Annotated in this window: 20 protein-coding genes; 19 read left to right on the top strand and 1 reads right to left on the bottom strand. The window is 42.6% G+C overall.

The genetic code is table 11. The annotated features are described in order from the left end of the window. The first annotated feature begins 29 nt into the window (after positions 1-29). The 6 genes from uvrA (at position 30) to galU (ending at position 10,930) form a co-directional block, all read left to right on the top strand. Complete coding sequence (gene uvrA, locus RJP21_RS06875; protein WP_160044135.1) at positions 30-2,891, top strand: excinuclease ABC subunit UvrA; 2,862 nt, start codon at positions 30-32, stop codon at positions 2,889-2,891. A 375-nt stretch (positions 2,892-3,266) separates the two neighbouring features. Further along, positions 3,267-3,476: a hypothetical protein gene (locus RJP21_RS06870; RefSeq protein ID WP_160044136.1), complete on the top strand. Its 210-nt coding sequence runs from the start codon at positions 3,267-3,269 to the stop codon at positions 3,474-3,476. Positions 3,477-3,776: 300 nt separating this feature from the next. Beyond that, positions 3,777-4,919 (top strand): S1C family serine protease, encoded by a 1,143-nt coding sequence (locus tag RJP21_RS06865; protein ID WP_310858644.1) that lies wholly within the window; start codon positions 3,777-3,779, stop codon positions 4,917-4,919. Between the two features lie 34 nt (positions 4,920-4,953). Further along, positions 4,954-6,852: a stalk domain-containing protein gene (locus tag RJP21_RS06860; protein WP_310858643.1), complete on the top strand. Its 1,899-nt coding sequence runs from the start codon at positions 4,954-4,956 to the stop codon at positions 6,850-6,852. A gap of 538 nt (positions 6,853-7,390) precedes the next feature. After that, positions 7,391-9,904 carry a U32 family peptidase gene (locus RJP21_RS06855; RefSeq protein WP_310858642.1) on the top strand — a complete coding sequence of 838 codons (2,514 nt, stop codon included), beginning with the start codon at positions 7,391-7,393 and terminating at the stop codon, positions 9,902-9,904. 141 nt (positions 9,905-10,045) lie between these two features. Next, entirely contained in the window at positions 10,046-10,930 is an 885-nt protein-coding gene (galU, locus tag RJP21_RS06850; protein ID WP_310858641.1) for a UTP--glucose-1-phosphate uridylyltransferase GalU, read from the top strand. Positions 10,931-11,091: 161 nt separating this feature from the next. On the opposite strand, the gene RJP21_RS06845 is transcribed toward galU, so the two are convergent. Then, the gene (locus RJP21_RS06845) at positions 11,092-13,551 is read right to left on the bottom strand and encodes an O-antigen ligase family protein (protein WP_310858640.1); all 2,460 of its coding nucleotides are present in this window, start codon (positions 13,549-13,551) and stop codon (positions 11,092-11,094) included. Positions 13,552-13,810: 259 nt separating this feature from the next. Here RJP21_RS06845 and RJP21_RS06840 point away from each other — a divergent pair, with 259 nt between their 5' ends. The 13 genes from RJP21_RS06840 to RJP21_RS31435 form a co-directional block, all read left to right on the top strand. Next, complete coding sequence (locus RJP21_RS06840) at positions 13,811-14,941, top strand: DegT/DnrJ/EryC1/StrS family aminotransferase (protein ID WP_310858639.1); 1,131 nt, start codon at positions 13,811-13,813, stop codon at positions 14,939-14,941. Positions 14,942-15,091: 150 nt separating this feature from the next. After that, complete coding sequence (gene rfbA, locus RJP21_RS06835; protein WP_310858638.1) at positions 15,092-15,973, top strand: glucose-1-phosphate thymidylyltransferase RfbA; 882 nt, start codon at positions 15,092-15,094, stop codon at positions 15,971-15,973. Between the two features lies 1 nt (position 15,974). Beyond that, positions 15,975-16,817 (top strand): dTDP-4-dehydrorhamnose reductase, encoded by an 843-nt coding sequence (rfbD, locus tag RJP21_RS06830; protein WP_310858637.1) that lies wholly within the window; start codon positions 15,975-15,977, stop codon positions 16,815-16,817. Positions 16,818-16,837: 20 nt separating this feature from the next. Continuing rightward, complete coding sequence (locus tag RJP21_RS06825) at positions 16,838-17,359, top strand: GNAT family N-acetyltransferase (RefSeq protein ID WP_310858636.1); 522 nt, start codon at positions 16,838-16,840, stop codon at positions 17,357-17,359. Further along, complete coding sequence (locus RJP21_RS06820) at positions 17,346-18,515, top strand: glycosyltransferase (protein ID WP_310858635.1); 1,170 nt, start codon at positions 17,346-17,348, stop codon at positions 18,513-18,515. Before RJP21_RS06825 ends, RJP21_RS06820 begins: the two co-directional genes overlap by 14 nt. Before the next feature lie 25 nt (positions 18,516-18,540). Further along, positions 18,541-19,320 (top strand): ABC transporter permease, encoded by a 780-nt coding sequence (locus RJP21_RS06815; RefSeq protein WP_310858634.1) that lies wholly within the window; start codon positions 18,541-18,543, stop codon positions 19,318-19,320. 12 nt (positions 19,321-19,332) lie between these two features. Then, the gene (locus RJP21_RS06810; protein ID WP_310858633.1) at positions 19,333-20,094 is read left to right on the top strand and encodes an ABC transporter ATP-binding protein; all 762 of its coding nucleotides are present in this window, start codon (positions 19,333-19,335) and stop codon (positions 20,092-20,094) included. Beyond that, positions 20,091-22,817, top strand: coding sequence for a glycosyltransferase (locus tag RJP21_RS06805; protein ID WP_310858632.1), 2,727 nt, complete (start codon positions 20,091-20,093; stop codon positions 22,815-22,817). The genes RJP21_RS06810 and RJP21_RS06805 overlap by 4 nt, the downstream gene beginning before the upstream one ends. A gap of 15 nt (positions 22,818-22,832) precedes the next feature. After that, positions 22,833-24,353, top strand: a complete 1,521-nt coding sequence (locus RJP21_RS06800; RefSeq protein ID WP_310858631.1) for a methyltransferase domain-containing protein — start codon at positions 22,833-22,835, stop codon at positions 24,351-24,353. A gap of 21 nt (positions 24,354-24,374) precedes the next feature. After that, entirely contained in the window at positions 24,375-24,944 is a 570-nt protein-coding gene (locus RJP21_RS06795; RefSeq protein ID WP_310858630.1) for a hypothetical protein, read from the top strand. Positions 24,945-24,961: 17 nt separating this feature from the next. After that, positions 24,962-25,513, top strand: coding sequence for a dTDP-4-dehydrorhamnose 3,5-epimerase (gene rfbC, locus RJP21_RS06790; protein ID WP_310858629.1), 552 nt, complete (start codon positions 24,962-24,964; stop codon positions 25,511-25,513). Between the two features lie 21 nt (positions 25,514-25,534). After that, entirely contained in the window at positions 25,535-26,509 is a 975-nt protein-coding gene (gene rfbB, locus RJP21_RS06785) for a dTDP-glucose 4,6-dehydratase (protein ID WP_310858628.1), read from the top strand. A 159-nt stretch (positions 26,510-26,668) separates the two neighbouring features. Continuing rightward, positions 26,669-26,795, top strand: a 127-nt coding sequence (locus tag RJP21_RS31435; RefSeq protein WP_483874783.1) for a transposase, incomplete at its 3' end; no start/stop codon positions are given.

Raw genomic sequence — 26,795 nt, 5'->3', positions numbered from 1 at the left:
CTTTATGAACCAAAGGAGATGAACGAGCATTGGCAAGCGAAAATATCGTCATCAAAGGTGCACGGGCTCACAATCTGAAAAATATCGATATTACCATTCCGCGGGATAAGTTTGTCGTTCTGACCGGCTTAAGCGGATCGGGTAAATCCTCCCTGGCCTTTGATACGATTTATGCCGAAGGTCAGCGCCGTTACGTGGAGTCTCTGTCCGCGTACGCGCGCCAATTTTTAGGCCAAATGGAGAAGCCGGACGTGGATTCGATCGACGGCCTGTCCCCGGCCATTTCCATCGACCAGAAAACGACAAGCCGCAACCCGCGTTCCACGGTAGGAACGGTAACGGAGATTTACGACTATCTGCGCCTGCTGTTTGCCCGAGTCGGGCATCCTCATTGCCCTGAGCACGGCATTGAAATTACGTCCCAGACCGTGGAACAAATGGTCGACCGGATCATGTCGTATCCGGAAAAAACGAGGCTGCAGCTGATGGCGCCGATCGTCTCGGGACGCAAAGGCGAGCATAAAAACCTGTTCGCCGACGTGGCCAAGCAAGGTTTCGTCCGGGTGCGCGTCGACGGGGAGATACGCGATCTTTCCGAAACGATCGAGCTGGAGAAAAACAAAAAACATACGATCGAAGTGGTCGTGGACCGGATCGTCATCAAGGAAGGCGTCGAAACCCGGCTTGCGGACTCGATCGAAACGGCGCTTAAGCTATCGGGCGGGCAGATTCTCGTCGATATCATCGGTCAGGAAGAGCTTCGTTTCAGCTCCAATTTTGCCTGCCCGATTTGCGGATTCAGCATGGAAGAGCTGTCCCCGCGCATGTTTTCGTTCAACAGCCCGTTTGGCGCCTGCACGGAATGCGACGGCCTCGGCGTCAAAATGATCGTCGACCCGGAACTGCTCATCCCGGACATGGAGAAATCCATCGAAGAAGGGGCATTTTTGGCATGGACGGGTAGCACCTCCAATTATTATCCGCAGTTTCTGAGCTCGGTATGCGAGCATTACGGCATCCCGCAGGACGTTCCGGTCAGCCAGCTGAAAAAAGAGGACATGGACAAGCTGCTGTTCGGAACAGGCAACGAAAAAGTCCGCTTCCGTTACGAAAATGACTTCGGGCAGCGGAAGGAAGCGAATGTCGTATTCGAGGGCATCATCCCCAACCTGGAGCGCCGATACCGTGAGACGGCTTCGGACGGAATCCGCGAATTCATCGAGAATTTCATGAGCGCCAAACCTTGCGAGGTGTGCAAAGGACATCGTTTGAAAAAAGAAGTGCTTGCGGTTACCGTCTCCGGGCATAATATCGCCGACGTGACCAGCTTGTCGATCGGCGAAGCGATGCAGGTGTTCGATTCGCTGGAGCTGTCCGAGAAGGAACGCTCCATCGCACATTTGATTTTGAAGGAAATCAACAGCAGGCTCGGATTCCTCGTAAACGTCGGTCTGCAATACCTGACGCTCAGCCGTGCGGCGGGCACCTTGTCCGGCGGGGAAGCGCAGCGGATCCGGCTGGCAACGCAAATCGGCTCCAGCTTGATGGGCGTATTGTACATTTTGGACGAGCCGAGCATCGGTTTGCACCAGCGCGACAACGACAGACTGATCGCGACGCTGGAGCATATGCGGGATCTCGGCAACACGCTGATCGTCGTCGAGCATGACGAGGATACGATGCTGGCCGCGGATTACATCATCGACATCGGGCCGGGTGCGGGGATTCATGGCGGCCGCGTCATCGCGCAAGGAACGCCGAAGCAAATCATGAACGACCCGAACTCCTTGACCGGGCAATATTTGAGCGGCCGGAAATTCATCCCGGTGAACCCGAACCGGAGAAAACCGGACGGACGTTGGCTGGAAGTCCGCGGGGCGCGCGAGAATAACCTCAAAAATCTGAACGTCAAAATACCGGTCGGCGTCTTTACGGCGGTGACGGGTGTCTCGGGTTCCGGGAAATCGACGCTGGTCAACGAGATTTTGTATAAAACGCTCGCGAAAGAGCTAAACAAAGCCGTTAAGGTGCGTCCAGGGGCGCATAAGGAAATTAGGGGCCTCGAGCATTTGGAGAAGGTCATCGATATCGACCAATCGCCGATCGGACGGACGCCGCGCTCGAACCCTGCGACCTATACGGGCGTGTTTGACGATATCCGCGACATTTACGCGCAAACGAACGAAGCGAAAATCCGCGGATACAAAAAAGGCCGCTTCAGTTTTAACGTCAAAGGCGGACGCTGCGAAGCCTGCCGCGGGGACGGGATCATAAAAATCGAAATGCACTTCCTGCCGGACGTATACGTGCCTTGCGAAGTTTGCAAAGGCAAACGTTATAACCGCGAAACGCTGGAAGTCAAATATAAAGGCAAAAGCATCGCCGATGTGCTGGAAATGACGGTCGAGGATGCGACGGAGTTTTTCAAAAACATCCCGAAAATCCACCGGAAGCTGCAGACGCTGCTTGACGTGGGCCTTGGATACATTACGCTGGGCCAGCCGGCGACGACGCTTTCCGGGGGCGAAGCCCAGCGCGTGAAGCTCGCTTCCGAGCTGTACCGCCGCAGCACCGGCAAAACGATGTACATCCTCGATGAGCCGACGACAGGGCTTCACGTGGACGACATCGACCGTTTGCTGACCGTGCTGCATCGTTTGGTCGATTCGGGCGAATCGGTGCTTGTGATCGAGCACAATCTCGATGTCATTAAGACGGCCGACTATTTGATCGATTTGGGGCCGGAAGGCGGCAGCGGCGGCGGAACAATCATCGCGACGGGAACGCCGGAGCAGCTCGTGAAAGTGGAGGATTCCTATACCGGGAAATATCTCAAACCTGTTTTGGAACGGGATACGGCCCGCACAGAAGCGCTGCAAGTAAGCAGCTGAGCACGGAGGCTGAAGCTGTAAATGCCAGAATACCGTCGGAGGATGACTCCGGCGGTTTTTTCATTCCTTTTATAAAATCCTTTTATAAATCTGACTCATCCGAAAATACCTGAATCGGCTTGGAAGCCAAGGCACCGCTTTTCCCGTTATTTAGCTGCTACCGAACATATTTTGGGAAGAATACGTTCATACTTATATAAAAGCGATATTCAACTTCTTTGTAGCCCAACCGCTCACAGCGTCAACAACCAAATATAGGCAAATTCATGACAATTTCAATTTTTTGTGTGGAAAGTCTTGCATCTGTCACTGTGGAAGGATAACATGTAGAGAGATATGTAAAAACGAGCGAACGTTCATAGAGGAGGTCCAATCATGTTGCTTGCAGAAGCTGCTGCATCAGCTGCATCCAAATTCAACACCTTTGATATTTTTATGATACTGTTTACGCTGCTTATTTTGATCGGAACCATTCGTTTGATCAGACAGCCGGTCAAAAACAAGTTTGCAATCGGATTCAGCATCGTTTGTTTGTTGGTTTTCCTTTTGTCCGACTACGCCATGGTTCAAAACTGGCTGAGCTAGGACGACATAAAAAAGTTAGACGAAGACACCTTGCGCTCCGAAGCGAAAAAGGGGTCTTTTTTTATTCCTATCAAATTCATAAAGCGCTGCAAACATCTCATGGAGGCCAACCGGTATATTCATGCATGGCAAGCGGCCGTATTGGGCGCTAACGCTGTCGTTACCTGTTGTTTTTGCTTCAAAAAGATAGGGCTTGGGATGAATTGTCCAGTTTCTATTTCTGTGTTACATTTGGCATTAAGGTTCAGGGGAGAACCACCAATATTGCGAAAAAATAGAAAAAAGAGGCTAGGTGAGGACATGAAGCCTATGGGGAAAAAGAGGGTCATTACGCTGCTTTGCAGCCTGCTGCTGCTCAGCGGGGCGGCCGAAGCCGGAGCGCAAAGCCCAACCAAGCAGACCGCGGCGGCGAAGACGAAAGCGGCAACAACCGCTGTAACGGCGGCAAAAACTCAAAAAAATGCGGCTAGCGATCAGATGCAGGTGGCTGCGGATCCGGTTCCGCAAATCGTGAAAAACATTTCGCCGTCCGTCGTCGGCATCATCGGCCGGGCTCCGGCAGGGCAAACCACAGCGGACCGCAACAATTTGATGCATGGTACGGGCGTTATCATTCGTTCGAACGGATGGATCGTCACCAACGCCCATGTCGTCAACGGACTTCAAAGCACGGTCGTCGTCACATCGGACGGCAAAACGTATAAGATTACCGATACATATGTGGATGAAATCAGCGATTTGGCCTTGATCAAAATCAATGCGTCAAACCTGAAGCCGGCCGTTTTTGCCAAGTCGGCGCAAAGCTCGCAGGTCGGTGAAAAGGTTGTGGCGATCGGCACGCCGATTTCCTTCTCCTTTCGCAATTCTGCAACCGTGGGCGTGGTCAGCGGCTTGAACCGGGCCATTAACGCCTCTTACCGCTTGATCCAAAGCGATACAGCCATCAACCCGGGCAACAGCGGCGGACCCTTGGTCAATATGAAAGGCGAAGTGCTGGGGATCAATAGCATGAAATTTTCAGCGATCGGCGTGGAAAATATGGGATTTTCAATCCCGTCGGAAACCGTACAGTACGTGATCAACCAGTTGTTCAAGTACGGGGAAGTCATGCGGCCAAGCCTTGGATTTAATATGGAGGAAAGCTGGTCCGCCATCGTGGGGCTGCCAACGCAGGATCCTTTGACCATCACGAAAGTCGTCTCCGACGAAGCAAAAAAAGCGGGCATACGCGAAAACGACGTATTATACAGCATTGACGGCAAACGCGTCACTTCGGTGGTGGACATCAATGAATTGTTTAAGTCTTACATGCCGGGGCAAACCGTCAAGCTGCTGATGCAAAGCGACGGGGATATCGTGGTGCGCAAGCTTGTGCTGTCGCTGGACAATGGGGCGGATTCGCTTTATGAGGCGGCCGCGGGCGACGCCGGGGATGAATTTTAAATAGGGAAAGGGACATGCACGGATGAAGAGAGATATGCTTTTCAAAGTAAGCTCCGCGCTTTTGGCGGGCAGCATCGTATTTTCGGCGGCGGTGCCGGCATGGGCCGACAATGCGGCGGACAAACTGTCGTTTAAGATCAAAACGGGCAGCACCTCGGCATGGATGAACGGAAAAGACGAAACCATCGCCAAACCGTATCTGGATCACGGTACAGTGATGGTCCCCCTGGGTTTGTTCAAGCGCGCTTTTGGCAGCCAGGTTCGGCTTGAAGGCGGGAACGTCGTTAAGGTCATGTACGGGGCTCATACGGTCTCCATGACGATCGGAAGCCAAACCGCTTGGGTGGACGGACGTAAGGTGAAGCTGGATGCCGCGCCGGCGATGGTTTCGGGGACGCTGATGGTGCCGCTCAGGGTGGTGGCCGAAGGCATCGGGGCGGAACTGGCGCCGGGGAGCACGGGTGCGGTTGTCGTCAGCCTTACCCCGTCGGACACGTCCGTCGAGCCGGACGATACCGGAATCGATACCGACCAGGGCAAAACGAAAATCGGCAACAGCTATTATCAATGGTCGATGAATTACCCGAGCGGGCTGCTGCTGGGCGATTCCGAACTGGATGAAAGCATCGTGTCGTTTGGCGATGCGGAGAACACCTATTACGTCGAGGTACACGCGATCGATCAGGACGTGAAACTCGGGGCGGACGAGCTGCTGGAAAAGCTCATCAGCGATGCGAAGGATGGCGGAGAGCTGGTCGTGGACCGGGAAAGCTTCCCGCAGGCCAACGTGCCGTACGCGCGAATCATCAGCAAAGACGGGGACGGGACGTTCTGGGAAAACCGCATGTATTATGCGAATGACCGGGTATATGAGGTGTATTTTGCCGACCTGAAAGCAACAAACTACAAAGACTTGAAACGATACGCCGGGTTCCTCAATTCGTTCAGCACGGGTTACAGCGGTTCGGATAAAACGGTCAAAGATCTGTCTACCGTCAAAAACGGCATGCGCCATGAATCGAATGACGATTACGGCGTTTCCTTGGACGTGCCTGCAGGCTGGAACGTAGACAATGGCAACATGTATTACGAAAGCAAAAAGGGCAGCTATCTCAAGCTGGATGTGTCCTCTTCGCCAAAAGGCGAAAACCTCGAGCAGTGGAGCGAGGAGTTAAAAACATGGGTGAAAGAGTCGTTTGTGCAGGACGCCTACCAAATCGTCGGTACGTCGCCGATCGAGGTTTCCGGGGAAAAAGGACTCGTGAACGAGGTTCGGTACAACTACGGCGATGGCTGGGTGACCGAATACGAAGTGATGGTGCTGCATAACGGCTACCGCTATTACGCGGAATATGCCGTGCCGGAGAAAAACAAAGAAGATTTGAACAAATTCAAGGATTTGATGAAATCGATCGAAATCGACTTTGACGTCGTCTCCGACACGTTTGGCAAAATGGAAGAAGACGCCTTCCTGATCAGCAAAACGAAAACGACGACCAAACAATCGAAGGCGTTCGGCTACAAAATCAATATCCCGCAGTATTGGACCGCCAACCAGGATAAGTTCGATAAATCGCCTGTAGACTATCAGTTCGTGGGCGGAAGATTCCGGATTGGGGCTGAGAAGTCGGGCGTCCTGGATTCGACGGTAAACCAGCTGAAGACGTATTATGCCGAGGCGGCCAAAGTCCAAAAGGATCTGAAGGTGGAAAAAACGGAGAACATCACGTTCGCCGGCGTACCGGCCGTCTCGATCACGGTGCATCAGGTCAAGGACGGCATTCCGTACAGTGCGCGCCAGATTTTGTTCCAAAAGGACGACATCGTGTATACGATCAGCATGTCCCTCAACGACGCGAACGCGACGGAACCGCAAAAGACTGCGCTGGAGCAGACGCTGAATTCTTTTGCGTTTACGGAAAAAGCGAAATAATACTTATAGATGCTCTCATTCTCATAAAATATTGGCATGACCGCAAGCGGCCTTCACATTAAGGCTGTTTGCGGTTTTTTATGATATGAGACTTCGTTCGGAGCGATGGCTCCCTTATATCTCAAGGAAAATTTCCGCTAAGCGCGGTCAGTCTTCTCTGAAAGTACGTCGATAGACGCTTTTCTTCCGTGAAAGTATGTCGAAAGACGTTTTTCTTATGAGGTGGGGCAGCGGCAGAATCCTTCGACCTATGTGAAAGCCTCTTTATCTCACGCCTTCAGACGCCCGAATGGCCGGCTTCTGTTTTGACCAAAATGATAGAAAACAGGTTTGCAAAATCCTCCACCAACAGATCGCTCCGACGTAGTAGAAGGATTGCAGGATGTCTGGTAAACTAGATAAGTTGAAGATGAAGTGAAAAAGTTGCAGGGAAACATAAGCAGTTTTCACATCATTTCAAAGATAAACGATGGTCTAATTCATTCGATGGAAAAACAAAACTGGAACAACCGGCAATGTCCGGTTTGGGAGGATATACATGAGTACAAAAACATTGCGCAGGGAAGATGTGGAGCTGCTTGCGCCGGCCGGCGATTGGGATTGCATGCGGGCGGCGGTGGCGAACGGGGCGGACGCGATCTTTTTCGGCGTCGAGAAGTTTAACGCCCGGGCGCGCGCCAACAACTTTTTGATGGCCGAGCTTCCGGAAATCATGTCGTTTTTGCACAGCTACGGCGTAAAAGGGTTTTTGACGTTTAACATTTTGGTGTTCGAAAACGAGCTGGAGGATGCAAAAGAGCTGATCGATGCTTGCATCGACGCGGGCGTCGACGCCGTCATCGTCCAAGACCTGGGGCTCGTCAAAATGATCCGCGAGATTTCTCCGGACTTTCCGATTCACGGCTCCACGCAGATGACGATCACCTCGCCGGAGGCGGTCGAGTTTACGAAACCTTGGGGTATGGAGCGCGTCGTTTTGGGCCGCGAAAACAATTTGAAGCAAATCCAGAAAATCGGGGAGCAGGCGAAGCTGCCGATGGAGGTTTTCGTGCACGGGGCGCTTTGCGTTTCCTACTCCGGTCAGTGCTTAACTTCGGAAATGTGGGGCGGACGCTCGGCGAACCGCGGCGAATGCGCGCAGGCATGCCGTCTGCCGTACGACCTGATGGTCGACGGTGAGCAAAAGCCGATGGGCGACGTTGCGTATCTGCTTTCGCCGAAGGATTTGGCGGCGATCGATTTGATGCCGGAGCTGATCGAAGCGGGGGTTACCTCCTTTAAGATCGAAGGGCGCCTCAAAAGTCCGGAATACGTCGCGAACGTGGTCAGCAAATACCGCAAAGCGATCGACCGTTACTTCGAAGGAGACGACACGAAGCCGAGCAAGGAGGAGATGCGCGAGCTGCAGCAGAGCTTTTCGCGCGGGTTTACGCATGGCTTCCTGGAGGGCACGAACAATAAAAAGCTGGTAGACGGCACGTTCCCGAAAAGCCGCGGCGTGTATGTCGGACGCGTGGAGAAAATTTTGCGCGACGGCGTCGTGTGCAAAATCGAAGCGCCGCTCAAGCGCGGCGACGGCATCGTGTTTGACGCCGGAGATCCGACCAAGACGGAAGAAGGCGGACGTATCTATGATCTGCGCCGCAAAGGCGTCAAGATCGAAGGCGAAGCGGACGAGGGCTGGATCGTCGATATCGTACCAGGCCGCAGCGACGTGGACCTGCATAAGGTGCATGTCGGCGACCGCATCTGGAAAACGAACGACCCGGCGCTGGACAAGCGCCTGCGTCAAACGTTCGAGACGGATAAGCCGTACCGGGTCTTTCCGGTGCATGTGAGAGCATTCGGCCATGCCGGCGGCCTGCTGACGACGATCTGGACCGATGTGCAGAAAGGCACGACGGTCCAGGTGGATTCGGAGCTGGAACTGGAAGTCGCCAAGAAACGGCCGATGGATTATGCGCTGCTCGAAGAGCAGTTCGGCCGTTTGGGCGGCACCGTGTTCCAGCTGGAGAAGCTGGACGTCGACCTGCAAGGCGATGTCATCGTGCCCATGCGCGAGCTGAACAGCATCCGCCGCCGTGCGGTGGAGCTGCTCGCCGGCGAGCGCCCGAAGCCGCCCGTGTACGTGAAACGGGCGGTGGACGTGTTCGGCGATGCGGCGCGCAGCGCATCGCCAGTGGCGCGCGGTGAGGCGAAGCTCACCGCGCTGTGCCGCAGCCTCCCGCAGGTGGAGGCTGCGCTGGAAGCCGGCGTCGAATTCATCTACGCCGACTTCGAGTTCATTAAGCAGTTCAAGGAAGCGGTGGAGCTCGTTCATGCGGCCGGCAAGCGGATTGCGCTCGTGACGCCTCGCATCCATATGCCGATCGAGAACGGCATCCACAAAAACATCCTGCGCCTCCAGCCGGACGCCGTGCTGGTGCGCAACACCGGCGCGCTGTATTTCTACCTGCGCGAGCGGATGCAAAACCCGGATGCGAAACATCCGCAGCTGATCGGCGATTTCTCGCTGAACATCGCCAACCATAAAGCGGTGAACCTGTTCCTCGAAGCCGGCTGCGACATCGTCACGCCGTCGTACGACCTGAACATTCAGCAGATGATCGATCTGCTTGAGCGCTCGGAAACTTCGCGGTTGGAAATCGTCATCCATCAGCATTTGCCGATGTTCCATACCGAGCACTGCGTATACTGTACCTTCCTGAGCGAAGGCACGGACTACACCAACTGCGGCCGCCCGTGTGAAGAGCACCGGGTATCGCTGCAGGACCGCATCGGCATGTCCCACCCGGTCCGGGTGGACGAAGGCTGCCGCAACACGGTCTATAACGCCATCGAGCAATCCGGCGCCGAATACCTGACCAACTTCATGGACCTGGGCGTATCCCACTACCGCGTCGAATTCCTCGAGGAAACGAAAGAACAGGTACATGAGGTCATCGACCTCTATAACCGCGCGCTTCGCGGTGAAATCAGCGGCACCCAGGTATGGAAAACACTGAAAGCCACCAACCAGCTCGGGGTAACGCGCGGGCAATTGGTGAAATAAAAACGATATCGCCCCTGCATTGATCATTTGTCTCTGATCAAGCGGGGGCTTTTTTTACATTCAAGCGAATTTGAGCAAAGTCCGATATAATAGGGTAATAGATCGTGTGTTACATAGAACTTCCGGATAAGGAGTATATAGATGAAAATTAGAAAAGCCATCATTCCTGCGGCAGGCCTGGGCACGCGTTTTCTTCCGGCGACAAAAGCGATGCCGAAAGAAATGTTGCCGATCGTCGATAAACCCACCATCCAATATATCATCGAAGAAGCCGTTGCTTCCGGCATCGAAGATATCATCATCGTTACCGGTAAGGGCAAACGCGCGATCGAGGACCATTTTGACTATTCCTTTGAGCTCGAACATAACTTAACCGCAAAAAAGAAATGGGATCTCCTGAACGAGGTCCGCAAGTCTTCAGAAATGGCTGACATCCATTACATACGGCAAAAAGAACCTAAGGGCTTGGGCCACGCCATCTGGTGCGCGCGCAAATTTATTGGGGACGAGCCTTTTGCGGTTTTGCTCGGCGACGACATCGTCGAGTCTGAAGTTCCTTGTTTAAAACAGATGATCGATATATACAACGTACACGAATCTTCCATCGTCGGCGTGCAACCTGTGGAATGGTCCGAGGTTTCCCGTTATGGCGTGGTCGATGCGGCGAGAGTGAATGACCGGGTTTACCGTGCAAACGCGCTTGTGGAGAAACCACAGCCGTCTGAGGCGCCATCCAATCTGGCAATTATGGGGCGGTATATCCTGACGCCACAAATCTTCACGATTCTAGAAGAGCAATCCGTTGGCGTCAATGGCGAAATCCAGTTAACGGATGCGCTCTCCAAGCTGAGTGAGACGGAATCGATCTTTGCTTATCATTTTGATGGACTGCGTCATGATGTGGGCGAGAAGCTCGGATTCATCAAAACAACCATTCATTACGCGCTGCAGCATGGGGAGTTGAAGGAGGATTTGCTGGAGTTTATGAGGGAGATTGTGGAGAGGGATCGGAAATTTACCTTATAGTTTAATATAAATTTGGCGTACATTTGAAATGTCTTCAGTGTGCCTTCAATTTGCTGTCAGAACACATAACTTGCGTTGCGTAAATGTCCTGCTGGAATGGATAATTTTCTAATAAAAAGAGCAGCTCACTTTTGAAGTGGACTGCTCTTTTTCGATCCAGATTAGAAATTAATCTGCACTAATTTTTCAATCGACTCTTTTTCTGTTGGATCGGCTTTAACGAACTGGTCATAAACAGCCTGATCATTAGAGCCCTGCTTTAGCAAAGCTGCTAAATACCAACGAGTAGTTTCGCGGTTCGTCGCATCGCTAAAGTCCTGGGTAACGCCCATCTTCAGCGTTTCAGCAGCTTTATCCAGTTGGTTTGTCATGTAGTACATTTTTCCGGTATCAAGGATCATAACCGGCGAGTTGGAAAACGGACGACCAGCCATTTGCTCTTTTGGCAGGGTAGCCAGATGCTTCAGACCAGCCTGAACCTTTTCAAAGGCGGCGATTCCTGATTTAAAGTACTTCTCTTTTTCAGCAGTATCGCCTTGACCAAGCGCCGCATACCCAAGTTCATAACCTTGCGTGATCATGTTCTCATACCATTCGATATCCCAGTTGAACTTCGGTGCATTTGCAACCAGAGTTTCATAGGCCTTATCGTTTTCATTTTTCAACTGATAGTTGGTAATGAGGCGGTTGATCATGCTTTTATTGTAAGGCTCTTTTTTCAGCGCATCCGTCAGGAGCGAATTCGCCGCATTGTAAAAGTCGTCGTTTTGAGTCTGTTTATACACCGATTGATAAAGCGAAGACATCAGCAGCACAGAATCCGGATGATTATGACGTATCTTTAAGTCTTTATCCAGCGCCGCTTTGATTTCCTCATAAGAGGTGCTTGTTTGCGCTATTTTTTTGGCTTCCAGACCGGCATTGCTTGCCTGTGCAAATCGAACAGAAGTAATCAGCACGATGATCCCGCAAAAGCCGACCACCAAACTATAGATCCATCCTGTGTGCTCCGTTTTCCAAGCAATCTTCTTCAGCGGTTTGCTGTCCATTGCAGCGGCCATGCCGCCAAGTCCTATGAACACCAACATCCCAATAAATACGTAACTCATGTTAAAGTCCAGAATACTGTGAATAAGAATGGACAAAGTCAGTATGAGGTACAGAAAATATGATTCTTTTCTTTCCCCATCCGATTGGATATATCCGCGAATATATTTATAGAAAATAAACAGGACAAATGCCATGAAAATAACGAAACCGACAATCCCTACTTCCAACAAGTACTGAACGAAGAAGTTATGCGCCTGACGGCTTGTGTACGGGTTGTTCTGATACTTCTCGTATAATGCAGCCCAAGCGCCGCCGCCGGCACCGAGAACCGGGTAATCTTTAACAACCTTCATGCCGTCTTTATAAAACGTAATCCGCTCCAGCACGCTGTGCTGATTAAAGTTAATATTCTCAAGGCGCGTGCTGATGTTTTGCGGCAAAACATTGCGTACGCTGGTTCCGATAAGTAAAAAGGCAACGATGCCCACCACGATAACAGATCCGACCGGAATCCACAGATTGGCAAGCTTTTTAGCTGAAACCTTAACCAGTCCTTGTTCCATCTTAGGAGCAAGAAATGCTTGAATGACCCAGCCGATGATAGCAACAACAGCAGAGGTAATTAAGAGAAATGCCCATCCTTTGGCTGCTCCGCCAGCCTCGAATTTTTGGTTCAGTTGGAGTCCCAGGTCGGTAACCTCTTTGGAGATGGCGAGGGAAGCAATACCTGCAATCGCGCAGTATACAACCCAAAGAATTTGCTTAGCCGGCTTAATAAAAAGAAGCAAAAGAACGAATACAACAGGCAGCATCACCAAACCGCCACGGGAAAGCGTGAGCAATATCGACACAATAATTGGTACCAGCATAAAGGCGTGAATGGCCTGACCGTACCATTTTTTCGAGCGAATCAGACAGAATACGGCAGCAAACAAAAATGCCATGAGGAATGCCGCATATGTATTGGCATACTGGAAGACGGAGGTCAAACGCAAACCGTTGGAATCCGTCATCACCGCATCCGTGTATTTTCCGTTCAGTACGGCATTGGAAAACCAAACGACAAGCGTCCCTGCAAATTTCCCATGCCCGAACCAGTTCAGGAAACCAAACCACACGATAATATAAGCAACCGTCATGATCGTCGTTTGAATGATCTTATTCGCTCTCAGATCCTGGAGCAGGTAGATGCTAATGATGAACATGATGGCATACAGGCATTCAATCAGCACCATATTCATCGCCAAATAATGCGAAGCTGCTCCAAAATACGACAATAGGTATGTAATAGGGAGCAATAGTACCGCTAGAGGAAGCCAGTCCCGCTGTTCGTCGAGCTTAAAACTCTTATAGTAGTTGGCGATCCACAGGAATAACAATATTGATCCTAAGGCAATCGCCCAAAACAAAGGCTTCTCAAACTCTAGCATCTGACCGTTAAAAAGCGCTACTTGAAAGGGAGTCCAAACTAAATATGCTATGATGGCAACAATTAACACTAATAGAAGCGCAGGCTTTTTCTCGACGTTACTCGACCTTTTCGCCTGTTTACCGTATACTGGATTAGACAAAGTTTCCATTCTCCTTTTTGTGAGATTCGACAATATTTTAACATAATTTAGTCGAGAGTATCTAGCAACAACTGGTTACCATTTCTAAATGGTTAAAGCTTATAAATTCTCTGAGCATTCCACTGTTGTAAATATAGAACATTCTCGACTGAATCTCGACGTACAAATACTTTTACCGTATACTGGATGCATTATTCTCTTTCCCTGTTGTCAGGGGTTTAATCAAGATTATCATTAAATAAGAATGAGAGGGATTAAATTGGCAATTCAATTATTCACACCTACATTTCGCGTAGACGAATGCTTAGAAGAGATTAGAGAATGTTTGGAAAAGGGGTGGACTGGTCTCGGTTTTAAAACAGTAGAGTTTGAGAATAAGTGGAAAGAATATACCGGGCTTCCCAATGCACACTTTTTAAATTCAGCTACGGTTGGCCTAAGTTTGGCACTGAAAATTTTAAAAATGGAATACAAATGGGAGGATGGAGATGAAGTAATAACTACACCTTTAACGTTTGTTTCTACAAACCATGCCATTATGTACGAAAATCTTCAGCCGGTTTTTGCTGATGTCGATGAATATCTGTGTCTAGACCCAAGAGATGTTGAGAAAAAAATAACCTCTAAAACTAGAGCAATAATGTTTGTAGGGCTAGGGGGCAATACAGGACGTTATATGGAAATTGTCGAGCTGTGTGAGAAATATAATTTAAAATTGATTTTAGACGCAGCCCACATGGCTGGAACAAGATTGAACGGTATCATACCAGGTAAAGAAGCAGATGTTGTTGTTTATTCTTTCCAAGCCGTAAAAAACCTTCCTACTGCTGACTCTGGAATGATTTGTTTTAAGGAGTCTGAACTTGATGAATTATGCAGAAAACTGACTTGGTTAGGTATTAATAAGGATACTTATGCGAGAGCAAATGATAAGGGAGCTTATAAATGGAAGTATGATGTCGAATATGTAGGTTATAAATATCACGGCAATTCAATTATGGCTGCCATTGGGCTAGTTCAATTAAAATATCTAGACCAGGATAATGCATACCGAAGACAATTGGCAGAATGGTATAACCAAAATTTCAAAGAATATCATTCGAAAATTAAACCTGTATTCGTTGCCGAGAATTGCGAATCATCTAGACACCTATATGTAATAGCTGTTGATAATAGGGATGAGTTATTGCTAGCATTAAATGAAAGCGGAATTTACCCTGGTGTACATTACAGAGATAACACAGATTACTCAATGTATAATTATGCACATGGAACGTGCCCAAATAGCCACAACATTTCTGAGAAAATAATTTCGTTACCGATGCACCTGCAATTAACAAAACAAGACATCGACTTTATAAGTGAGACTGTTATTAAATATACCTATTAATTTTCAAGTTTTTTAATCAAAAAAGTCTGTTGTTTATATCGGGCGACGAGCAATCTAGGTGTTTATGGGGCTGTTTAACAGTCATGCTCGTCGCTCCAATTCTTTCAGTTGCTTATTGACTATTATATTGAACTAATGGAGGTAAATTTAATGAAGGGCATAATTTTGGCTGGAGGATCTGGAACTAGATTGTATCCTATTACCAAAGCAATGTCTAAGCAAATGGTACCAGTATATGATAAACCTATGATCTATTACCCTCTTTCTACCTTGATGCTTGCTGGAATAAGAGAAGTTTTAATTATTTCGACAGAGAGGGATATTTCTGGCTTTATGGAACTGTTTGGAGATGGAGAAAATCTGGGGATGAATTTCCAATATGCTGTTCAACCATCTCCGAATGGTTTGGCAGAAGCTTTCATTATAGGAGAAAAGTTTATTAATAATGAAAATGTTGCAATGGTATTAGGAGATAATATTTTCTGGGGGCACGGATTAACGAACAGCCTTAAACTTGCATCTTCTTTAGATGTAGGAGCAACAATATTTGGATATTATGTTCAAAACCCTGAACATTATGGTGTTGTAGAATTTGACCGTTCTGGAAGAGTGTTGTCAATAGAAGAAAAACCAGAGCGACCGAAATCAAATTATGTTGTACCTGGGTTATATTTTTATGATAACTCAGTCTCTGATAAAGCAAAATCATTGAAACCATCACGACGTGGTGAACTTGAAATTACAGATTTGAACCTCCTTTACTTAGAGGCTGGCCAATTGAATGTAAATCTGTTGGGTAGAGGAATGGCTTGGCTAGATACAGGCACTCATGATTCAATGTTAGATGCATCTAATTTTGTTGCGGCTGTACAGAAACGGCAAGGGAATTATGTTGCTTGTATTGAAGAGATTGCCTACAGAAATGGATGGATTGATTCGCACCAATTGTTAAAGTTAGCACAACCATTGTTGAAAACGAACTACGGACTATATTTGAAGAACTTAATTAGTGAAGTTTTTGTAGGGTCCTAAGATGAAAATTTTAGTAGCCGGTTCAGAAGGACAGTTAGGACGGCTGGTTGTTGAAGAACTAATGAGCGAAAATGAAGTGGTTGGGCTAAACTCAAGGCAACTAGACATAACTAATAGAGATCATATTCAGAAAGTAGTTCACGAATTAAGACCAGAGATTATTATTAATTGCGCTGCTTATAATGATGTTGATAATGCAGAAAAGTACCCTGACCTTGCAATGATGGTCAATGAAATTGGGCCTAGGAATATCGCTGAAATTTCTAATGAATATGGAATTACGATGGTGCATATATCTACAGACTTTGTATTCGATGGTAATACACGAGTGCCATACCATGAAACTAGTCCCACTAATCCAATTAATGTTTATGGTCGAACAAAATTAAATGGTGAACGTTTTGTCCAGCTGATTTGTGAACGATATATTATTCTCAGGACCTCTTGGCTGTACGGAAGTTCAAAAAAAAATTTTTTTAATTCCATAGTAAATCTTGCTAGAACACATAAACAGATTAATGTTGTCAATGATCAAGTTGGGAATCCTACTTATTTACCTGATTTAGTGAGTCATATAAGAATCTTGTTAAAAAAACAATTGTTTGGTCTGTTTCATTGTAGCGGAAACGGATATTGCTCAAAATATGATTTTGCTAAAAGCATATTAAAACAATTGGGAATTCAAACTAAGGTAAACTCAATTTCATCACAAGAGTTTAATAGTTTGGCTAAAAGGCCGGGCTTTTCGGCTTTGAGTAATCATTTTTTGGAATCTAATGTAGAAGCTAGAATGCCCAATTGGGAAGAATCATTAGAGAAATACGTTAAAAGAATTAAGGGCTGACTACGATAAGGAGATTTATTATGAAGAAGAAAATCCGAATAACATCTAACGAAATAACTCTTCGACCAGTCTTATCGAGTGATCTTATGAAAATGAGATCTTGGAGAAACTCTGACTGGGCGAGGTCTTTTTTTTTAAACAGTGAAATAATTAGCCCGGAGCAGCAAGAAAAATGGTACCAATCGTACATCAATAAAACCGATGATTATATGTTCATAATAGAATTAGACAATATTGATGTTGGTACAGTAGCACTTTACCATGTCAATCATGATGAAGGAAGTGCTGAATTTGGAAGATTGCTGATTGCAGAAAAAGAGGCAAGGGGTAAAAGTATAGGAGAGAAAGTACTTCGAATATTGAGCAAATTTGCTTTTAATGATTTTAAATTATCAAAAATAACTCTTGAAGTGTTTTCTGATAACGATAAGGCTGTTTATATTTATCAAAAAGTTGGTTTTACTGTATACGATAAGTACTTCAGTGAAAATCGAGAGGTTTTAAAAATGGTGTTATTCGGTGGGCGAGATGGAGAAAACTAAAGTACTTGCTTTCTGCTTAAAAGAGATTCCATCTGCTACTGTAGGTGTTGTATCTTCGCTTAATGTTTTGGAAAAAAAGGGGTACATCGATTTTTGTTTCAAGGAAACATTGGCGGTCACTGAACAGGAAGTGGCTTGGGCCGACATCATAGTATGTATCCGAGGCTGTGAGAATATTGAACGTGAGATAATGAAGGAGGGGCAGCGACTAGGGAAATTTCTTATATACTTTATGGATGATGATTTATTGAATATTCCTAAAAATTCAGCTTCTGCGTTATACTTTGATCTTCCGCATATAAGAGATAATATTTTAGGAATAATAAAACTTTCAAATTGTTTATGGACAACAAATATTAACCTTTTAAAAAAATATGAATCATATGTAGAATCGGCAGTTACTATAAACGCCCCATCTTTATTATTGGAGAACAAGGTATCTTTTCCTACTAAAGAGAATGACGATAAAATCACTATCGGGTTCGCTGGTAGTATCGACCACGGATCATACCTAAATGATTTTCTTAAGCAGATTGTATTTGATGTATTAGAGTTATATCCGAACAATGTTTATTTTGAATTTTTTGGAGCTAAGCCTGATTTTATTGAATTAAGCGATCGTATCCTTCATATTCCTTATGCCAATAATTATGATGAATATAAAAAGATAATGAAATCAAGAAATTGGGATGTTGGTTTAGCTCCACTTCAGTCTACAGAATTTCATTCATGTAAATATTTCAATAAGTATCTAGAGTACGGGGCAATTGGAACTCCTGGAATTTACTCAAAGGTTGAACCTTATGTTTTTGTAGTAGAAGAAGGAAAAACGGGGCTACTATCAGATAATAACTATGAGGATTGGTTAAGGGCTATTGAATCCCTAATAAATAATAAAGAATTAAGTGAAAAAATAAAAGAGCAAAGTTATAAACAGTTGCAAGAAGCTTTTACTTCAGAAAAGATAGCAGAAGAAGTTCTATCTGAAATTCCTGAGATCTGTTCTTACAAAGCTCCTTACTGTTCATCAAAAGAAGTTAAATTGACAAGAGAAACTAACAATATGTATTTGTTTAAAATAAAACGCATTTTTCAGAATCATGGTTTAAGTGCCTTTTATATCATAATCAAAAAAATTATTATGAAGTTAAAATAAATAGATGGTAGAGAGGTAGTTGCTTGTGGATTATTTTAAAAATCTAATCTCTGCAAGGCATATTCTAGTGAGTCTTACTAGACAAGATTTAAAAAATAGGTATAGAAACTCAATATTAGGTGTAGCATGGAATTTCTTGTCACCACTAGGGATTGTCCTAATTATAGGAATAGTTTACTCAGTAGTTTTCAAGACATCCATGGAAGAACTTATTCCCTATTTGTTTTCCGGGTTATTACCATGGCTATTTTTTACCGCAAGCGCTGAAGGGGGATCTTTATCATTTCTTAGTTCTCAGGGTTATATAAAACAAACTCAAGTGCCGATAGAAATATTTCCCCTCAGAGCTAGTTTGGTAAATTTTGTTAACCTGTTGATTTCAATTATTGCCTTTTTCTTAATCTATATATTTATTAATCCCAATAATTTTGGTCTTAATATGCTGCTGGTAATTCCTGCGTTAATAATTTGGTTGTTATTTTGCTCGGCCTGGGCTACTATTTCCGCGATTGTTAATCTGTATATCCGGGACTTCCAACCTCTTCAATCTTTGATTATCCAAGGATTATTTTATTTAAGTCCTATTATCTATAAACCTGAAATGTTGGACTCTGAAAACTTCCAATGGTTATATCTTTTAAATCCTTTTTACTATATGTTGGAGATTATTAGAAGGCCGTTGTTGGGAAAAGAACTGCCTAGTCTTCAAAGTTGGGGAATCAGTGTTATCTTAACGCTTATACTTTGTCAGATTGCAATATTACTAATTAATAAAATTGGTAGAAAGATCACATTTAGATTGTGATGTGGTGATTATATGAGCTATATCGAGATGGAAAACATTAACCTGGAATATCAAATATTAAAAGATAATAGCCTTAAAGATTTATTATTACCTAGAAAAAAGAGACTATCTGTAGTTACCGGTGCAAAATCAATCCATGCATTACAAAATATTAATCTTTCTTTATATGATGGGGATAGACTAGCGATCATTGGACATAATGGGGCCGGGAAAAGTTCATTTTTAAAAGTAGTTGCTGGTATCTATCCACCTACTAGTGGAGCACTAAAAGTCGAGGGTAGAATCGCAAGCTTATTCGAACTTGCAACTGGCTTTGAGATGGAAGCTACAGGGTGGGAAAATATTAAATTAAGAGGATTAATGTTAGGCGAAAGCCCAAAAGAAATTTCACGAAAAATGAAAGAAATTGCCGAGTTTAGTGAGTTGGGGGAACATTTAAATATTCCGGTAAAGTACTATTCTTCTGGAATGTTCATTAGGTTAGCATTTTCAATTTCAACAGCTATTGAACCGGATATTCTCCTTTTAGACGAAGTTGTTGCTGCAGGTGATGCAAGGTTTCTAAAAAAAGCCCAAAATAGGTTAAATGAATTAGTAGATAGGGTGAAAATATTAGTTTATGTTACACACAGTATGGCATCTGCTTTTGAATTTTGCAATAAATGCATATGGCTGGAAAATGGTGGGATTAAAATGACGGGCACTCCTCAAGAAGTTGCAGATGCGTATATTTCCAATTCAAATAGCTTATTAAATAAGGAGACTCATCAATGATTGAAGCAAGCTATTTTTTAAAGGATACAGAAATTTATCAATCCGAAAATTTAATTGATAATCCTAAAATTAGTGTAGTCTTACCTACTTATTGTCGGGGAGACAATGGGCTTTTAAGTAGATCTATCGAGTCTGTTTTAAACCAATCTTTTAGAGAGTTAGAACTGATCATTGTAGATGATGGATCTATAGATAAAACTAGGTCTGTTGTGATGGAATATTTGAGTATGGATAACAGAATTGTGTATATCCGCAATAATGTGAACTCTGGTTTGCCTGCTCTAAGGGTTAATCAAGGCATTTTGCATTCAAGGGGAAAATATATAGCTTATCAATTTGATGATGACCAGTGGTACAGTGATGCTATGCAAGTTCTTTTCAATAGTATTAGCAAATTCGATGAACCTTGTCTAGTGTATGGCAAGTGTAAGTTTGTGGATCTTCTTTCAAAGCACGAAATAATTTTTGGCGAAAAATTTAATTTCAATATGTTAAGACTCACGAATACTATAGCTAATAACACAGTCCTTCACCACAGACAAATAGCGTTTGACTATGGCGGCTATGAGATGCATGTATCAATGAAAAGGCTTTGTGACTGGGATTTATGGCTTCGTTGGTCTGAAAAAATATCAATTCATCATGTCGATCATATTGTAAGTTTGGTAGAAGGAAACCAGATTGATTCCTTGGGAAGAACCGCCGTTCTAGATCAATCAATTCTTAAATATCTACAGACCAAAAATGATGAGCGAAATTATCAATTAAGAGTCGATAATACCGAATATTGTATCGTGGATAGTATAGAAATAGTTGATAAACCTTCTCTAAAAGAGTTGTTGTACGTAGAACATTTATTACCTTGGTATCGGAATAAGTTGGAAATATCAGATCAATTTGAACCTATATCTGTTAGAAAAGAAACAATAGTAGTAGTAATACAGGACTACAATGGGACAACTAATATAATGATTACAAATTTTGTTAAATTCCTCAAAAATAAGTTCAATACAATGTTTGTTTCGATAAATCATTTAGATCATAGATTAATTGATTATGCTGATGTAGTTATTTTGCAACGATTGACTATTATAACACCTGAATTGAAAAGACTAATTAATAAAAAGCCAACAATATACCTTATGGATGATAACTTATTGGAATTATACACACTACCAAGGGAAGAGTTTAAAATATTTGAGCCAAATACAGAGAACTATAAAGTAATTGTTAATTATCTCAAGTCAAGTGATTTGATACTAACCCCCAATAAAAATTTGACACATAAAATTAAAAATTATAACGAAAACATTTTTCAAATCCCTACTAATATTTTGGGAGAAAAATTAAACGATTTTTCTCCACGCAATGGGAAATTAAAAGTGGCTTGGATCGGTTACGAGTCAAGGGAAGAAGAGTTAGTAATTTTTTCGGAAGATATTGATGAAATAGCTAAGTCGCTTTCAGATGAGGTGGAATTCTATTTTATTGGGAGTATCCCACTAAAGAATGTAGATCAATCAAAATATAAATTCATTAATAGAATAGATGATTATGAAGAGTATTTATTGGCATTGAAGGATCATTCATTCGATATAATTGTATCTGTAATTGAGAATTCAAGTTTTAAAAATAGCAAGAGCCCAATAAAATTTTTAGAAACAACAGCCTCGGGAGCATTGGGGATATATTCTAACGAAATTGTTTATGAGATGATTTCAGATACAGTAACTGGTTTTATGATTTCAAATAAACCGGGCGAATTAATTAAAAAAGTTCGAGAAATACTTCAATTAGACAATGAAAAACTTTTAGAAATTCATAAAAACGCCTTAGACATTGTTAAGAATGAATACACAACTGAATCCAATTTTTACAAATTCATACAAATGATTGAACTTGTGAAGTTTAACTATTCTACAAGTAATCGAAAAGTAGCATACGTTGTTGGTGAGAATTTTAACCCTGAACAATTAAAGGAAATTACAAGACTTGGTATTGAACCGATTTTAATGCTAGGAAAAAAACTTTCCCAGGATATTATTAAATTGGCTGTTGATAACAACTGGGATTATTACAGCTGCAATATAGAAGAAATAGTGCAAATTGCAAGCAACAATAGAGTTGGATTAATACATGACTTCACCAATAATGACTTGATTCAATGGTACTGTTATCGTGAAAGTCTACCTTATTTACAAAACAATTCATTTGAAACATTGTGTTCGATCGAAGGAGTTAGAGGTAAAGAAATTTACTCTCTATTGTTAAAGTTATACACTCAACATATCAATAGATTTAATAATAAATTCGAAGATGAATACACTACAAGAACTCACAGTAGCAAAGAAGCTGTTAATAAACTAATATCTATTCCTTTAAACGAAAATAAGATACAAATCTACTCGAAAGATTTAACATTAACCTTTACTTGTCTGGGAGATACTCTGGCAGGGATTCGTGTCAATAATTTGGACATATTACATGGGTTGGAAATGTCTTTTGAATTAAGAACGCCAAATAGAGGTTCAATGGTATTAAGAACATTTAATCATTATTTTGATCAGAATAATGGTAATTCTTATCAAGAGATATTGTTTGATAAACCCATTTATCAAGCTAAAAATATTGACTTTCTCATCAGTATAAAAACAAATAAAACATCTCGAATCACAAAAGATCATGTGAAACTAATGGGGATGGAAGCAATTTATCAATTTTGAGGTTGGAGGTATTACATGAAAATCGATATTGGATGTGGGTATAATAAGCAATCTGGATACATTGGAATAGATCGATTTGAGACACCAGATACCAAAATAGTATGCGATATTGATAGAGGAATACCTCTTGAAGATAATTCTGTTGAGTATGTAATGGCATCCCATTTTTTGGAACATTGCGAAGATTTAATGGCTACAATGGAGGAGATTTATCGTATATGTAAACATAAAGCGATTATATGCATTGCTGCTCCTTATTATAATACAAGCCTAAATGTAGCAAATCCATATCATAAGCAAGTTTTTAATGAGCATACCGCAAGATTTTTTACAACTGATTCTTTTTCAGTTATACCGGAGGAGGATTATTATTTTCCTCACGCTCCAGTGTGGGGGTTAGGGGCAAGCGATAATAGTAACTTGAAAATAGATTTTCGTTGTTTAAAAATAGAGTATTTTTACTTCCCCGAATATAGAAGACTTGATAAAAACGAAAAAGCTAAATTACGTCAGAGTTCGATGAATATTGTAGATCAAATTCTCATTCATTTGGTTGTTGTAAAAGATCAAATATCACAGGAGGAATTGATAAGCTTATCTAGAGCGCCATTAGAAGAACCACATCATGTAACTATTCGAAGATTAAAGGAAAGTTATGAGGATGCTGTTGCCGATATAGAAGTCTTAAATGGTAAATTAATAGATTTATATAAAGAAGGAGAAGAGTCCAACTCCCAAATTCATAAACTATCCCAGCAACTATCAAATTTACAGAATTCTATAAAAAAGGAAGAAATATTACTCGCAAAAATAAATAAATTAACTGAAGAAGTAAAAGATCTAAAAGATATCTCCTCTCATAATATTGCGTTACAGTCCTTATTAGAAAAAAACATAGAGATAATTCAAGGTACCGAAACAGCTGCAACTCATGAAGAAAATGAATTATTACTACCGGATAGTAATACTGAACTGAAGCTTAGTGAATTGTGGGTTCAGAATGAATTATTAATGGGCAGTAAATGGAGAAGGTTAACTGAACGATTAAGACGAATGAGAAGTAACCGTTCTGGAGATTTAAGTAACCAAATCAATGAATTATGTAAGGAAACTATTGATTACAGTATTATACATTCGAAATCTAATTTAGACGATCACGTTTTGACCCTAGGTGAATCAATATCACATGAAAAAATAGTTTATTATACTGTAACTCCAAATCATAATAATTGGAATGGTATAGAGTCTATATTTGTTAATTACCAAACGAATAATGTGGGTCAATATCTGGCGTTTGAGGTTTTAAGTGAGAGCCAACAAATATTAAGAACTGTTATTTTAGATAGTCAACAAATCAAACATAACGAGCCTACAGCTATTGTGTTTGAAGATATTGAAAATTCAGCTAATAAAAATTTTATTATTAGATTTATAGGAATGTCTCCTCAAACTTGGGGTTTAAAACTTTATGAATGGGTCCTTTTTGACAAATTAGGTAGGAAGAAAAGTTCTGTTTTTGCGGGAAGACTAATTTGATATTATAAATGAGGAAAATCAATGAAAACCAAAATTAAGATACTCTTATTTCTTTTTAATGCAGTATTAGTCTATTTATTAATCATTCTTGTAAATTCAGAATTTCAAAATCATCACAAAACTAATCCTGAAACATTAAGTGTTTCAAGTACATCAAGTGAAAATAAAAGTATACTATCAATTTTAAAAGACGAATATGAAGATCTTTATACTAGAAGTAGTTTGAATTCAAGCTATAAGGAAGATCAGATTATTGACTCATCAAAAATAGAAAAAGATCCTGGAGTACTGGGCAATTTTGATACTATTTCAAATGTAAAAAGCGATTTATTTGTAGCTTCAGGATGGTTACTTACACAAAAGGAAAAACCTGATTACATTGTTTTTGTAAATGAAAAGAACATGGTTATTGGAGCAGGGGTCCATGGTATTAATCGGAAGGGTTTATCCGAAGCATTAGGAAAGAAGGATGTGGATGATAATGGATGGATTGGTTATATAAAAATTTCCGATAAAAATATGAATATTAGAGCATTAAGTAAAATTAGAGGTGAAGATGAATATATTGATTTAGGAGTATTTAATAAATAAGGAAGAGGGGATTTGTTTTGAAAATAACACCTATGGAAATTGAAGGAGTATATTTAATCGAACCAATTGTTCACCAGGATTCCAGAGGTTTTTTTATGGAAAGCTATAATGAACAGATATTTATAGAAAAAGGGCTGCATTATAAATTTATACAAGATAATCACGCGCTTTCTCGAGAGGCAGGGGTAATTAGAGGGTTACATTACCAGTTAGCTCCAAAAGCGCAAACTAAATTAATTAGAGCAACTGCTGGTGCGATTTATGACGTTGTTGTTGATATAAGAGAGGGATCTGACACTTTTGGAAAGTGGATCGGAGTTATTTTGAGTGAAGAAAATAAACGTCAACTCTTAATACCTAAGGGATTTGCCCACGGTTACTGCACGTTAACAACTAACACTCAAGTAATATATAAGGTTGATGAATTTTACTCACCGGAACATGATAGAGGAATTGCTTGGAATGATATAAATCTTAGCATTGATTGGCCTGTATCTAATCCAATTTTGTCGGACAAAGATAAGAATCATCCTGAATTAGTTAATGCTGAAATTAATTTTAAAATATAATTGGAGAAAGGATTGTTTTATTTGAGAATCTTAGTCACTGGTGGAGCTGGATTTATTGGAAGTAATTTTATCTTATATATGTTGAATAAATATCCTAATTATGAAGTTGTAAATATGGATTCATTAACATATGCCGGAAATATTCAAAATTTGGCTAGTGTTGAAAACAATCCGAATTACTCCTTTATTCAAGCAGATATAACCGATAGACAGATTGTTGAACAGATTATGTCCAATGGAATAGACAAGGTGGTAAACTTCGCGGCTGAATCGCACGTAGATCGAAGTATACAAAATCCGGACGTTTTTTTGAAAACAAATGTTTTAGGTACTCATGTATTACTTGAGTCAGCAAAAAAATTTGGTGTAAGTAAATTTGTACAGATTTCAACGGATGAGGTCTATGGTACCTTGGGGGCAGAAGGTCTATTTACAGAGGACACACCGCTTGCACCTAATAGTCCTTATTCTGCGAGTAAAGCCGGGGGAGATTTGATAGCTAGGGCCTATTACGAGACATATCATTTTCCAGTAAGTATAACACGTTGTTCCAATAATTATGGTCCATATCAGTTTCCCGAAAAGTTAATACCAATGGTTTTAACCAAGGCACTGAGAAATGAAAAAATACCTGTATATGGTGATGGTTTAAATGTTCGTGACTGGTTATATGTTGAAGATCATTGCAGTGCTATAGACTTAGTTCTTCATAAAGGGAAGGACGGAGAGGTTTATAATATTGGCGGGAACAATGAAAGAACCAATTTACAAATTGTAAATACAATCCTAAATGAAATCAATAAAAATCACAACGAGTTAATATCCTTTGTTACTGATCGGCTTGGTCACGATAGACGTTATGCAATTGATGCATCAAAGATAAGAACTGAACTTGGGTGGGAACCAAAGTATAATTTTGAAGTTGGTATAAAAAAGACAGTTGATTGGTATATAAAGAATCAGGAATGGTTAGAAGCTCTAGTAAAAAAAGTCTAGCAGCTAATTATTATACAATAAGAGACTTTTAAATAATTTAGATTTAAAAATATTCAAAAAAACACCTAGCTGAGAGCTGGCGCGGTTTCCTGATATTATCCCCTTTAGGTAGACAGATAAGAGACTGACTCTTACTGTTAACTTGGAGGGGATTTTTATATGGCCAGAGTCCAACACACACATTCAACTGAATCGAAATATAAAGCTGTTCAGATGTACCTCGAACATGGCTTCGGATATAAGCGAGTCGCGAAAGAGTTGGGTATTCCAGAAGCCTCTATAAGGC

Origin of the sequence: Paenibacillus sp. VCA1 (assembly GCF_031583795.1) — a bacterium.
Classification (GTDB): domain Bacteria; phylum Bacillota; class Bacilli; order Paenibacillales; family Paenibacillaceae; genus Paenibacillus_AQ; species Paenibacillus_AQ albilobatus.
Note: the sequence above shows the minus strand (reverse complement) of the source record. Positions and strands in the feature narration are given on the sequence as shown.